We start from the raw sequence: 12,327 nt of genomic DNA on the forward strand, positions 1-12,327 counted from the left end.
AAGGCTTTGTGTGCCGTTTTCCGACACGTGCTACAAAGTTAAGAAAAATAACAGAAATGCAAAAGAATAAATCTCTAAAGTTTTGGTTATCACGTATTTTATCCTTTGATTTGGCTTTGTTCGGTTTCGTAGACCTCGTATTTTCTTTCTTGAAGTCTTAAAAATTGTATATGAATGTTTAATGCAAAAACTTGAGCAGAATTGTTGAAATAGAATTGTGAAACAATAAAAATGCTGTTGTTTTCCAAGAAATTCGTTTCCGTTTTCCAAAACCTACGCTTTTGCAAAGTCAAACCTACGCTTTTGCATTGCAAAACAGCCGCTTTTACATTGCAAAACCTACGCTTTTGCAACGCCGTTTCGGTTCTGTTTGTTACCTTTATTGTTCGTTATACGAGCAGTTTCTGCGTGTTTCGTTGCACAAATATCCCATAAATGGGTGCAAGGGTTTAACAGTTAAAAGGTTACGCTTGCACACGAATGTTGCGCTTATTTGCGAATAATATTTTTGTCGTTCGTAAAACCCGCCTTCTTGCCATTGTTTCACGCTTGTTTTTTAACAAACAAGGCTTCTGTTTATATATAATTAACAAAACGAGAACGTTAATACGAGCTGTCGGCTTTTGTAGTTAAAACCTATTTTTCTACCTTTGCTTTCGAATTGATGTAACGTGATGAACTAAAAACAAGTATATGAAGAGATATTTAACGTTTACAGTTTGTTTTGTATTGATGGCGATGCTGACATCGTGCATCGTCTTTCGCGAAGTGCGTGCATTGACGAAACACGCACCCGGTATTCGCGATGGCCGGCTGTTTGCCCACGATACCATTGCCAACGACGCAAGAATGTGTTTCGTTTTGCAGAGTTACCATTGGACAAACGAATCTTGGATACGGCTACATTCACTTTCAATAATAATGGAAAGCCCTTGAAAAACAAGACCTTTGCCGAATATACCTGCTTGGACGGTGGGGCTTCGAGCTTTATTATCATTCAGAATGACACGATAAAATACGAACACTATAAGGGCTGGCTGAAGCAATGGGACAATGTGAATATCTTTTCCGTGTCCAAATCCATAACCGCACTGATGTGTGGCATTGCCGTGAAGGAAGGGAAAATACGGAGCATAGACGACTGTGTTACCGATTACGTTCCGGAACTGCTCAATGCTGATGAGCATTTTCAGCGGCTGACGATACGCCATCTGCTGAACATGCAGGCAGGATTGAAGTATAAGGAAAGCTATTCGAACCCGTTCCGCTCGATGGCATTGTTGTATTTCGGGCACAATGCCTTTAAACAGATAAAGAAGTTGAAGTTTAAAAACGAGCCGGGAACGAAATACGAATACAACAGTATGACGACTGCCATATTGAGCTATGTGCTGGAACGCGCAACGGGCGTGAAGTATGCAGCCTATCTGAGCGAAAAACTTTGGAAACCGCTCGGTATGGAAATGCAGGCAACCGTAACGCTCGACAGCAAGAAACACCGCAATGCGAAAAGCTACGGAGGCATAAATACCAACGTGCGCGATTTGGCAAAGATAGGCAGATTAGTGCTGAATGAAGGCAATTGGAACGGAAAGCAAATTGTAGATTCTGCTTGGATAGCACAGATGTATGTGCCTGCAATGAAAGAAGACAAAGACAAATATTCGTTAGGTTGGTATAATTTCTCTAAGAGTAAAGCCATTTGTGCTATAGGACTTTTCGGTCAAACCATCTTCGTTTATCCCAAATACAATGTTGTTGCCGTCCGTTTAGGCGAAAACAAACGGTGCCAATACGATGTGCTTGTGCGAGATGTAGTAGACCGGTTTGCAGAGAAAGGTGTTAAATGGTAAGTCGTCAGACGGTGGGAGAAAGGTCTCGGAAACCAAGTTTTAGTACTTCAAGAATGCCTAAAACGCAGAAAAAGCAGCCAATTATTTGGTAGATAGGAAAATAAGCCGTAATTTTGCACCCGCTAAAGTGGTGTAATGCCGCTTGGTAAATGTTTCACATAATTAATAAATAAAACAAACAAGCATGATTATTGTACCAGTTAAGGACGGTGAGAACATCGAAAGAGCACTTAAGAAGTTTAAGAGAAAGTTTGAAAAAACAGGCGTTGTAAAGGAACTTCGTTCTCGTCAGCAGTTTGACAAACCTTCTGTTAAGAAACGCTTGAAGATGGAACGCGCCATTTACGTACAGCGACTTCGCGACGCAGAGGAGTAAAAATTTTGCGTGAAAATTTGGTAGTTCAAAGAAAATTCCGTAACTTCGTTGCCAAGAGTTAAGTATTTGCAACGATGTTGAGCATAGAAGACTTTTTGAAGTTCTTGCGTTTGGAGCGAAACTATTCGCAAAAAACAATAGACGATTACAGAGCGGACTTAGAACAGTTTGAACTGTTTTTCGGAAAGTTGGAAGCCGGCTTGTCTTGGAAAGATGTCGATGCAGATATTATCCGAGACTGGATAGAGCAAATGATGGACAAGGGAAATGCTCCCGCTTCGGTAAATCGGAGACTGAGTGCCCTGCGTTCCTATTATCGCTACGCACTGAAAAGGGGAATCGTTGAAATCGACCCTACTTACAACATTCAAGGGCCTAAAAGGAAGAAAGTGTTGCCACAATTCCTGAAAGAAAAGGAAATGGACAACCTGATTGACCCGAAGATGTGGGCAGATACATATAAAGATGTACTCGCGCGTACCATAATAATAACGTTCTATTCAACAGGCGTCAGGGTTTCCGAACTCGTTGGGTTGGATATGAAAGATGTAAATTTCGTAACCCACGAGCTAAAAGTAACGGGAAAGCGCAACAAACAGCGTATTATCCCTTTCGGTGAAGAACTCGAAACAACGCTGAAAGCATATTTGCAGAAGCGTGATTTGGAAGTAGGAGAGAATGAGGCTCTGTTCGTAACCGAAAAAGGTGAGCGTATAACTACAAGTCAGGTAAGGACAATGGTGAAAGCAAACCTTGCGAAAGTCTCGACATTGAAGAAGAAATCGCCACATGTGCTACGGCATACGTTTGCGACAGCGATGCTTAACAATAAAGCCGGATTGGGAAGTGTGAAGAAACTGCTCGGACACGAGAACATCGCAACGACAGAGATATACACACACGTAACTTTCGAGCAATTGAAAAAAGCATACAACGAAGCCCATCCAAGGGCATAACCTTAAATAAAAAAAAGGAGGTAATTATGGACATTAAAATTCAAGCAATTCACTTTGACACTACCGAGAAATTAGAAGCTTTCATCAATAAGAAAGTTGAAAAACTTGAAAAAACTTACGAAGACATTCAGAAAGTTGAGGTGCAATTAAAGGTTGAGAAACCTGCTGCGGCAATGAATAAGACTACAAGTTTGACGGTCTCAATACCCGGGAACAAACTGTTTGCAGAAAAGACCTGCGATACCTTTGAAGAAGGAGTAGACTTATGCTTGGACGCGATGAAGGTTCAGCTCATCAAAGCAAAGGAAAAACAAAGAAAATAAGAAAAAATCTCCTCGATTTCTTGGAGGATAAAAAATAAAGCAGTATCTTTGCAGCCGTTTTACGACTAAATGTAAACACGAGTAGCCAAGCGGCTGCAATTCGCCTCTTTAGCTCAGTTGGCCAGAGCACGTGATTTGTAATCTCGGGGTCGTTGGTTCGAATCCGACAAGAGGCTCTCCGATAAGGGGAATTTCGGGTAGTTTCCAGAGTGGCCAAATGGGGCAGACTGTAAATCTGCTGCTTCTAGCTTCGGTGGTTCGAATCCATCACTACCCACAACAAGTAGAGAGGTACTTGCCGTTTTGGGCGACTTTCAATTCAGAACAGAGACTAAACGGAAAAATGCGGAAATAGCTCAGTTGATAGAGCACTAGCCTTCCAAGCTGGGGGTCGCGGGTTTGAGCCCCGTTTTCCGCTCACTCTTGCTGTAATAGCTCAGTGGTAGAGCACTTCCTTGGTAAGGAAGAGGTCCTGAGTTCAACTCTCAGTTACAGCTCTACTTTTCTCTTTTATTACAGAATAAGAAAGAAAAACAAAGATTATTCATTTATAAATTAAACAATAAGCTATGGCTAAAGAGACATTTCAGCGTACCAAGCCGCACGTAAACATTGGTACAATTGGTCACGTAGACCACGGTAAGACTACATTGACAGCTGCCATTTCTAAAACCCTGCACGATAAGGGCTTTGGCGGCGAGGAAGCTAAGTCTTTTGATCAGATTGACAACGCTCCGGAAGAAAAAGAACGTGGTATTACCATCAACTCTTCACACATTGAGTATGAAACCGCAAAGCGTCACTACGCACACGTAGACTGTCCTGGTCACGCCGACTATGTAAAGAACATGGTTACCGGTGCTGCTCAGATGGACGGTGCAATCTTGGTTTGTGCAGCTACAGACGGTCCTATGCCTCAGACACGTGAGCACGTATTGCTCGCTCGTCAGGTAAACGTACCTCGCTTGGTTGTATTCTTGAACAAGTGTGATATGGTTGAAGATGAGGAAATGCTCGAACTCGTAGAAATGGAGCTCGGCGAAATCCTTACACAATACGAATATGAGGAAGATACTCCTATTATCCGTGGTTCTGCACTTGGTGCTCTGAACGGTGTTGAAAAGTGGACCGACAAGGTTATGGAGCTTATGGACACTGTTGATGAATGGATACAAGAGCCTCCTCGTGCTACAGACAAGCCATTCTTGATGCCTATCGAAGACGTGTTCTCAATCACTGGTCGTGGTACTGTTGCTACCGGTCGTATCGAAACAGGTGTTATCCATGTAGGTGATGAAGTAGAATTGCTCGGTCTTGGTGAAGATAAGAAGTCTACTGTTACTGGTGTGGAAATGTTCCGCAAACTTCTTGATGAAGGACAAGCTGGTGATAACGTAGGTTTGCTTCTCCGTGGTATCGATAAGAATGAAATCAAACGTGGTATGGTTCTTTGCCACCCGGGTCAGATTAAACCTTACAAGAAGTTCAAGGCTACTGTATATATCTTGAAGAAAGAAGAAGGTGGTCGTCACACTCCATTCGGTAACAAGTATCGTCCACAGTTCTACCTCCGTACAATGGACTGTACTGGTGAAATCACATTGCCGGAAGGAATTGAAATGGTAATGCCGGGTGATAACGTGGAAATTCAGGTTGAACTTATCTACGCTGTTGCTTTGAACGCAGGTCTACGTTTCGCTATCCGTGAAGGTGGTCGTACAGTAGGTTCTGGTCAGATTACAGAGGTTTACGAAGATTAATTTCGATATACCAAATAAATAGATTCCCGTTATGGCGGGAATCTACTTACGGGTTTAGCTCAGTTGGTAGAGCACTGGTCTCCAAAACCAGGTGTCGAGGGTTCGAGTCCTTCAACCCGTGCTAAAAGAAGATAATATGTTGAAGAGAATATTCATAAAATTCTTAGAATACTGCAAGGATTGTTATAACGAACTTGCGCATAAGACGACATGGCCTACACGTGCCGAACTTACACACAGTGCAATGGTAGTATTATCTGCTTCCCTAATCATTGCGCTTATTGTGTTTGCTTTTGATTTTATATCACAGCATGTGATGGAGTTTGTTTATCCGGGCTAAAGTATTAGGAAAGAATGGCTGATACAGAAAAGAAATGGTATGTACTTCGTGCCATCAGTGGTAAGGAAGCAAAGGTGAAAGAATACATCGATGCAGAATTACGACAGAATGCGAAGTTGGCAGAGCGTGTTTTCGAGGTTTTATTACCTACCGAAAGTCACGCATCTTTGCGTAATGGCAAGCGTGTTGTTACCGAGAAGTTAAGTCTTCCGGGATATGTGCTTGTACAAGCCAATATGAATTCGGAGATTGCATCAACACTCCGTTTCATGCCTAATGTTTTAGGTTTCCTTGGCGGAATGGCAGAACCTACACCTGTTCGTCAGGCAGAGGTGAACCGTTTGCTTGGAAATGTAGAGGACTCTATACTTGAAGAGGTACAAGATATTCCTTATACAGTTGGAGAGTCTGTGAAAGTTACCGATGGTCCATTCAGTGGTTTCCATGGTATCATCGAAGAGGTGAATACCGAGAAGCACAAGCTGAAGGTGATGGTAATGATTTTCGGAAGGCAGAATCCGTTGGAGCTAAGTTTTATGCAAGTAGCAAAAGAGGAATAAAGCTGTTACGAGCACACCTCTTTTATATAATCAATTTTAAATATTAACAAAGAAATGGCTAAAGAAGTTGCTGGATTAATCAAATTACAGATTAAAGGTGGCGCTGCGAATCCTTCTCCCCCCGTAGGTCCTGCATTGGGTTCTAAGGGTATTAATATCATGGGTTTTTGTAAGGAATTCAATGCCCGCACCCAGGATAAGGCTGGAAAAGTTCTTCCGGTTGTTATTACATACTACAACGATAAGTCTTTCAGCTTTGTTATCAAGACACCTCCTGCTGCTATACAGTTGCTCGAGGCTGCCAAGGTAAAAGGCGGTTCAGGCGAGCCAAACCGTAAAAAAGTTGCTTCTGTAACTTGGGAACAGGTTAAGGCTATTGCAGAAGATAAGATGTCAGACCTCAACTGCTTTACAGTTGAAAGTGCAATGAAACTTATCGCCGGTACTGCACGTAGTATGGGAATCACTGTAAAAGGGGACTTCCCTGGTAAATAATATTAAACTTCAAAAGTAAAAATGAGTAAACTGACAAAAAATCAGAAATCAGTAGCTGAGAAGGTTGAATTAGGGAAGGCATACACTTTAGCAGAGGCATCTAAACTTGTTAAGGAAATTACCACAACAAAATTCGATGCATCTGTTGATGTTGATATTCGTTTAGGTGTAGACCCACGTAAGGCAAACCAAATGGTTCGTGGCGTGGTAACATTGCCAAACGGAACTGGTAAACAGACACGTGTGCTGTGTCTCTGTACTCCTGATCAGGAAGCTGCCGCTAAGGAAGCTGGAGCTGATTACGTTGGTCTTGATGAATATATTCAAAAGATTAACGCTGGATGGACAGATATTGATGTAATCATTACTATGCCATCTTGCATGGGTAAGGTTGGTCCTTTAGGTCGTGTACTCGGTCCTCGTGGATTGATGCCAAACCCTAAGAGTGGTACTGTAACTATGGATGTTGCGAAGGCAGTAAAGGATGTGAAATCAGGTAAAATTGACTTCAAGGTTGATAAGGCTGGTATTATCCATACCTCTATTGGTAAAATCAGTATGTCTGCTGAACAGATTTTTGGCAACGCAAAGGAATTTATTTCTACCGTTGTTAAATTGAAGCCTGCTGCTGCTAAAGGTACATATATCAAGAGTATCTTTATTTCAAGCACAATGAGTAAGGGTATCAAGATTGATCCTAAATCAGCTGAATAACTCTAAAAGTTTTGTAAAATGAAGAAAGAAGTTAAAGATACGATTATCACTGAACTCGGTGAGAAACTTAAGGAATATCCTCATTTCTACCTTGTAGATGTTACAGGGCTGAATGCAGAGGCTACAAGTTCTCTCCGCCGTAAGTGCTTCAAAAGCGAGATTAAAATGGTTGTTGTTAAAAACAATCTTCTCCACAAGGCTTTTGAGGCTTCAGAATTAGATTATGAACCTCTCTATGGTTCTTTGAAAGGCAATACAGCTATTATGTTCACACAGGTAGCTAATGTTCCTGCAAAGCTCCTCAAAGAATATACGAAGGAAGGTATTCCTGCTTTGAAAGCAGCTTACGCTGAAGAGTCTATGTTTGTTGGTGCTGACAAACTCGAAGAACTTGTAGCTCTCAAGAGCAAGAACGAACTTATTGCTGACGTTGTGGCATTGCTACAGTCTCCAACAAAGAACGTGGTTTCTGCTCTTCAATCTGGCGCAAACACTATTCATGGTGTGCTTAAGACTTTAGGCGAGCGTCCTGAATAAAACTTAATAAAGTCGAAAATTACATTAATAACAGAACAAAATTAAATATTTAGAATAAAATGGCAGATATTAAAGCTATTGCAGAAGAATTAGTAAATCTTACTGTTAAGGAAGTAAACGAGTTAGCAACTGTCCTCAAGGACGAGTATGGAATTGAGCCTGCTGCTGCAGCTGTAGCAGTTGCCGGTCCTGCTGCTGGTGGTGCAGCTGCTGCTGCAGCTGAAGAGAAGACAGAGTTTGATGTAGTTCTCACTGAAGCTGGTGCAAACAAGCTTAAGGTAGTTAAAGCTGTTAAGGAAGCTTGTGGTCTTGGCTTGAAGGACGCTAAGGATCTTGTTGATGGTGCTCCTTCTACTATTAAGGAAGGTGTAGCTAAAGACGAGGCTGAAAACTTGAAGAAGCTCATCGAAGCTGAAGGTGCTAAGGTAGAGTTGAAGTAAGACTCTTCTAAAGTGGTTGATGCTTTATAATAGCATAAGATCACATTTTATAGAATATGGTTAGGATTTACCAAGTAGGTGAGTCCTAACCTTTTTGTGTCTTTCGACACTTTTCTTTTGTATTTGTGGTATCTTAGCCACGAACATTATTAAAAATATTTTATGGCAACAGAGAATAAACCCAGAGTAAACTTCGCCAGTGTGCAAAGTCCGTATCCATATCCGGACTTCCTGGATTTACAGTTGAAGTCGTTCCGTGACTTCTTACAGCTTGATACTCCGCCTGAGGAACGCAAGAATGACGGTCTGTATAAGGTCTTCGTAGAGAATTTCCCTATCACCGATACACGCAATAATTTCGTTCTTGAGTTCTTGGATTATTATATCGATCCACCTCGTTATTCTATTTCAGAATGCTTGGAGCGTGGCTTGACATATAGTGTACCTTTGAAGGCTAAGATGAAGCTTTATTGTACCGACCCGGACCATGAGGATTTTGGAACATTTATTCAAGATGTGTTTCTTGGTACAATTCCTTATATGACAAGTAATGGTACATTTGTTATCAATGGTGCGGAACGTGTGGTTGTATCTCAGTTGCACCGTTCTCCGGGTGTTTTCTTTGGACAAGGTGTTCATGCAAATGGTACAGTGCTTTACAGTGCTCGTATTATTCCGTTCAAGGGCTCTTGGATTGAGTTTGCAACGGACATTAATAATGTAATGTATGCTTACATTGATCGTAAGAAAAAGTTGCCTGTAACAACGATGCTTCGCGCAATAGGTTTTGAAAGCGATAAGGATATTCTTCAGATTTTCGACCTTTGTGAAGAAGTTAAGGTAAACAAGAAAAACATGAAAGCTGCCTTGGGACGCAAGTTGGCCGGTAATGTTATGAAGAGCTGGAATGAGGATTTCGTTGATGAAGATACCGGTGAAGTTGTATCTATTGAGCGTAATGAAGTTGTTGTAGAACGTGAAACAGAAATCACTGAAGATAATTTTGATGTTATTCTTGAAAGCGGCGTTTCTTCTGTGCTTTTGCATAAGAATGAAGATGTAGCAAACAAATATTCTATCATCTTTAATACGCTTGCAAAAGATCCCAGCCACTCTGAAATAGAGGCAGTAAACTATATTTATCGTCAGTTGCGTAATGCTGATGCTGCTGACGATGCGAGCGCAAGAGAAGTTTTCCAAAACCTGTTCTTCTCTGATAAACGCTACGACCTCGGTGAAGTAGGTCGATACAGAATCAATAGAAAGTTAGGACTTGACACCGATATGGACGTTCGTGTCTTAACGAAAGATGATATTATCGAGATTATCAAGTATTTGATCAACCTTGTAAACTCGAATGCAACCGTTGATGATATTGACCACTTGTCCAACCGTCGTGTTCGTACCGTTGGAGAACAATTAGCAAATCAGTTCTCAATCGGTTTGGCTCGTATGAGTCGAACTATCCGTGAGCGTATGAATGTTCGCGACAATGAAGTGTTTCAACCAACTGATTTGATAAACGCAAAAACCATTTCAAGTGTCATCAACTCATTCTTTGGTACCAATCCATTGAGCCAGTTTATGGATCAAACCAATCCATTGGCAGAAGTTACACACAAGCGTCGTCTTTCAGCATTAGGTCCCGGTGGTCTTTCTCGTGAACGTGCAGGCTTTGAAGTCCGCGACGTCCACTACACGCACTATGGACGCTTGTGCCCCATTGAGTCTCCTGAAGGTCCAAATATTGGTTTGATTTCTTCATTGTGTCTCTATGCAAAGATTAACGACCTTGGCTTTATAGTTACTCCTTATAGAAAGGTTACAGAGTCAAAGGTAGACTTAGACAACGAACATGTTGTTTATATGACTGCTGAAGAGGAAGAAGACCTCCCGGTAGGACAAGGTAATGCACCATTGAATCCCGATGGTACATTTATTCGCGACTACGTAAAGTGCCGTCAAGATGCTGATTATCCGGTAGTAGAACCAAGTCAAGTTGCTTTGATGGACGTTGCTCCACAACAGATTGCTTCCGTTTCTGCCGGCTTAATTCCATTCTTGGAACATGATGACGGACACCGTGCGCTGATGGGTTGTAATATGATGCGTCAAGCTGTGCCATTGCTTCACAACGATGCTCCTATTGTAGGAACAGGATTGGAAAAGCAAGTGTGCGAAGATTCTCGTACGATGGTAACTGCTGAAGGCGATGGTGTTATCGAATATGTAGACGCAACTACAATTCGTATCCTCTACGATCGTACAGACGATGAAGAGTTTGTAAGTTTCGAGCCTGCGTTAAAGGAGTATCGCATTTCCAAGTTCCGTCGTACCAACCAAAACATGGTGGTAGACCTTCGTCCTATTTGTAATAAGGGACAGCGTGTTAAGAAAGGCGATATACTAACTGAGGGATATGCAACCGAAAACGGTGAATTGGCACTTGGGCGCAACCTCCTTGTGGCTTATATGCCTTGGAAGGGTTACAACTACGAAGATGCTGTTGTTATTTCAGAGCGAATGGTTCGCGAAGACGTACTAACATCCGTGCATGTAGACGAGTATTCTCTCGAAGTTCGTGAAACAAAGCGTGGTGTTGAAGAGTTTACAGCCGATATTCCAAATGTTAGCGAAGAAGCAACAAAGGATCTTGATGAAAACGGTATTATCCGCATCGGAGCGCGTGTAGAGCCCGGAGACATAATGATTGGTAAGATTTCTCCAAAGGGGGAAAGCGACCCATCGCCGGAAGAGAAGTTGCTCCGTGCCATCTTCGGCGACAAGGCTGGTGATGTTAAAGATTCTTCTTTGAAGGCCAACCCATCTTTGAGTGGTGTTGTTATTGACAAGAGATTGTTTGCCCGTGCCATCAAGACACGCGAAAGTAAGCGTCATGATAAAGTTACCTTGATACGTCTTGACGAAGAACAAGAGGCGAAAATCAATGATTTGAAGGACTTGTTGATTGATAAGCTCCTCGAATTGACAGAAGATAAAGTATCGCAAGGTATTAAGGATTATTCAAATGCAGAGATTATTACCAAGGGAACAAAATTCACTATGGCTGCTTTGAAGAACCTTGACTACGAAGGTATACAATCAAACGGCTGGACCGACGATGAGCATACAAACCTCTTGATTCAGAAACTTATTATGAACTTCATTCGTAAGTACAAGCAGATGGACGCTGAACTTAAGCGTAAGAAGTTTGCTATTACCATTGGAGACGAACTACCTTCAGGTGTTCTCCAGATGGCGAAGGTTTACATTGCGAAGAAGCGTAAGATTCAAGTAGGTGATAAACTTGCCGGTCGCCACGGTAACAAGGGCATTGTATCAAAGGTTGTACGTGCAGAAGATATGCCATTCCTCGAAGATGGTCGCCCTGTCGATTTGGTATTAAACCCTATGGGTGTGCCTTCTCGTATGAACCTTGGACAGATTTTCGAAGCTATCCTTGGTGCAGCAGGTCGCAACTTGGGCGTTAAGTTTGCTACTCCGATTTTTGATGGTGCTAAACTTGAGGACTTGAAAGAATGGACCGATAAGGCCGGTTTGCCTCCAATGTGCTCTACTTATATCTATGATGGTGAGACCGGAGAACGTTTCGACCAGCCTGCAACAGTGGGTATTACCTACTTCTTGAAGTTAGGACACATGGTTGAAGACAAGATGCATGCACGTAGCATCGGCCCATATTCACTAATTACGCAGCAACCACTTGGTGGTAAGGCACAATTTGGTGGACAACGATTTGGAGAAATGGAAGTTTGGGCTATCGAGGCATTCGGTGCTTCGCACGTACTCCAAGAGATTTTGACAATTAAGTCTGACGATGTCGTAGGTCGTTCTAAGGCATACGAGTCTATTGTAAAGGGCGAACCAATGCCAACACCCGGCATTCCGGAGTCGTTGAACGTGTTGCTTCACGAGCTTCGCGGTCTTGGATTAAGCATCAAACTTGATTAAT

The 12,327-nt window shown here is 42.2% G+C and carries 12 protein-coding genes and 5 tRNA genes; all 17 read left to right on the forward strand.

Going from position 1 to position 12,327, the window contains the following annotated elements:
• Window positions 1-719: 719 nt before the first annotated feature.
• The 17 genes from JCM15124_RS13285 to rpoB all read left to right on the forward strand — a co-directional run bounded on the left by JCM15124_RS13285 (window position 720) and on the right by rpoB (window position 12,326).
• The gene (locus JCM15124_RS13285; RefSeq protein ID WP_232220085.1) at window positions 720-1,853 is read left to right on the forward strand and encodes a serine hydrolase domain-containing protein; all 1,134 of its coding nucleotides are present in this window, start codon (window positions 720-722) and stop codon (window positions 1,851-1,853) included.
• Between the two features lie 184 nt (window positions 1,854-2,037).
• Window positions 2,038-2,229: a 30S ribosomal protein S21 gene (gene rpsU / locus JCM15124_RS04700; RefSeq protein ID WP_014709513.1), complete on the forward strand. Its 192-nt coding sequence runs from the start codon at window positions 2,038-2,040 to the stop codon at window positions 2,227-2,229.
• 74 nt (window positions 2,230-2,303) lie between these two features.
• Window positions 2,304-3,185 carry a tyrosine recombinase XerC gene (gene xerC, locus JCM15124_RS04705; protein WP_024998503.1) on the forward strand — a complete coding sequence of 294 codons (882 nt, stop codon included), beginning with the start codon at window positions 2,304-2,306 and terminating at the stop codon, window positions 3,183-3,185.
• Between the two features lie 26 nt (window positions 3,186-3,211).
• A complete protein-coding gene (hpf, locus tag JCM15124_RS04710; RefSeq protein WP_014709515.1) occupies window positions 3,212-3,508 on the forward strand; it encodes a ribosome hibernation-promoting factor, HPF/YfiA family in 297 nt (98 codons plus the stop codon).
• A gap of 102 nt (window positions 3,509-3,610) precedes the next feature.
• Window positions 3,611-3,684 (forward strand) — tRNA-Thr (locus JCM15124_RS04715).
• Between the two features lie 19 nt (window positions 3,685-3,703).
• Window positions 3,704-3,785 (forward strand) — tRNA-Tyr (locus JCM15124_RS04720).
• A gap of 68 nt (window positions 3,786-3,853) precedes the next feature.
• Window positions 3,854-3,926, forward strand: a tRNA-Gly gene (locus tag JCM15124_RS04725).
• Between the two features lie 7 nt (window positions 3,927-3,933).
• A tRNA-Thr gene (locus JCM15124_RS04730) sits at window positions 3,934-4,005 on the forward strand.
• A gap of 72 nt (window positions 4,006-4,077) precedes the next feature.
• On the forward strand, window positions 4,078-5,268 hold the full coding sequence (gene tuf, locus JCM15124_RS04735; protein ID WP_024998504.1) for an elongation factor Tu: 1,191 nt from the start codon (window positions 4,078-4,080) through the stop codon (window positions 5,266-5,268).
• 48 nt (window positions 5,269-5,316) lie between these two features.
• Window positions 5,317-5,389, forward strand: a tRNA-Trp gene (locus JCM15124_RS04740).
• A 15-nt stretch (window positions 5,390-5,404) separates the two neighbouring features.
• A complete protein-coding gene (gene secE, locus JCM15124_RS14985) occupies window positions 5,405-5,608 on the forward strand; it encodes a preprotein translocase subunit SecE (RefSeq protein ID WP_373277525.1) in 204 nt (67 codons plus the stop codon).
• A gap of 14 nt (window positions 5,609-5,622) precedes the next feature.
• Window positions 5,623-6,168, forward strand: a complete 546-nt coding sequence (nusG, locus tag JCM15124_RS04745; RefSeq protein ID WP_024998505.1) for a transcription termination/antitermination protein NusG — start codon at window positions 5,623-5,625, stop codon at window positions 6,166-6,168.
• 54 nt (window positions 6,169-6,222) lie between these two features.
• Complete coding sequence (gene rplK, locus JCM15124_RS04750) at window positions 6,223-6,663, forward strand: 50S ribosomal protein L11 (RefSeq protein ID WP_024998506.1); 441 nt, start codon at window positions 6,223-6,225, stop codon at window positions 6,661-6,663.
• Window positions 6,664-6,684: 21 nt separating this feature from the next.
• A complete protein-coding gene (gene rplA / locus JCM15124_RS04755) occupies window positions 6,685-7,377 on the forward strand; it encodes a 50S ribosomal protein L1 (RefSeq protein ID WP_024998507.1) in 693 nt (230 codons plus the stop codon).
• 18 nt (window positions 7,378-7,395) lie between these two features.
• Window positions 7,396-7,914 carry a 50S ribosomal protein L10 gene (gene rplJ, locus JCM15124_RS04760; protein ID WP_014709521.1) on the forward strand — a complete coding sequence of 173 codons (519 nt, stop codon included), beginning with the start codon at window positions 7,396-7,398 and terminating at the stop codon, window positions 7,912-7,914.
• A 59-nt stretch (window positions 7,915-7,973) separates the two neighbouring features.
• Window positions 7,974-8,354 carry a 50S ribosomal protein L7/L12 gene (gene rplL, locus JCM15124_RS04765; RefSeq protein WP_024998508.1) on the forward strand — a complete coding sequence of 127 codons (381 nt, stop codon included), beginning with the start codon at window positions 7,974-7,976 and terminating at the stop codon, window positions 8,352-8,354.
• A 162-nt stretch (window positions 8,355-8,516) separates the two neighbouring features.
• Entirely contained in the window at window positions 8,517-12,326 is a 3,810-nt protein-coding gene (gene rpoB, locus JCM15124_RS04770; protein ID WP_024998509.1) for a DNA-directed RNA polymerase subunit beta, read from the forward strand.
• Window position 12,327 lies beyond the last annotated feature (1 nt).

The sequence above is a fragment of the Prevotella falsenii DSM 22864 = JCM 15124 genome, from assembly GCF_000613945.1.
GTDB classification, from domain to species: domain Bacteria; phylum Bacteroidota; class Bacteroidia; order Bacteroidales; family Bacteroidaceae; genus Prevotella; species Prevotella falsenii.

What these genes read in the sequence shown, in the direction of transcription:
- rpsU (WP_014709513.1), top strand. Translation starts at nt 2,038, where the DNA reads ATGATTATTGTACCAGTTAAGGACGGTGAGAACATCGAAAGAGCACTT.
- xerC (WP_024998503.1), top strand. Translation starts at nt 2,304, where the DNA reads ATGTTGAGCATAGAAGACTTTTTGAAGTTCTTGCGTTTGGAGCGAAAC.
- hpf (WP_014709515.1), top strand. Translation starts at nt 3,212, where the DNA reads ATGGACATTAAAATTCAAGCAATTCACTTTGACACTACCGAGAAATTA.
- tuf (WP_024998504.1), top strand. Translation starts at nt 4,078, where the DNA reads ATGGCTAAAGAGACATTTCAGCGTACCAAGCCGCACGTAAACATTGGT.
- secE (WP_373277525.1), top strand. Translation starts at nt 5,405, where the DNA reads ATGTTGAAGAGAATATTCATAAAATTCTTAGAATACTGCAAGGATTGT.
- nusG (WP_024998505.1), top strand. Translation starts at nt 5,623, where the DNA reads ATGGCTGATACAGAAAAGAAATGGTATGTACTTCGTGCCATCAGTGGT.
- rplK (WP_024998506.1), top strand. Translation starts at nt 6,223, where the DNA reads ATGGCTAAAGAAGTTGCTGGATTAATCAAATTACAGATTAAAGGTGGC.
- rplA (WP_024998507.1), top strand. Translation starts at nt 6,685, where the DNA reads ATGAGTAAACTGACAAAAAATCAGAAATCAGTAGCTGAGAAGGTTGAA.
- rplJ (WP_014709521.1), top strand. Translation starts at nt 7,396, where the DNA reads ATGAAGAAAGAAGTTAAAGATACGATTATCACTGAACTCGGTGAGAAA.
- rplL (WP_024998508.1), top strand. Translation starts at nt 7,974, where the DNA reads ATGGCAGATATTAAAGCTATTGCAGAAGAATTAGTAAATCTTACTGTT.
- rpoB (WP_024998509.1), top strand. Translation starts at nt 8,517, where the DNA reads ATGGCAACAGAGAATAAACCCAGAGTAAACTTCGCCAGTGTGCAAAGT.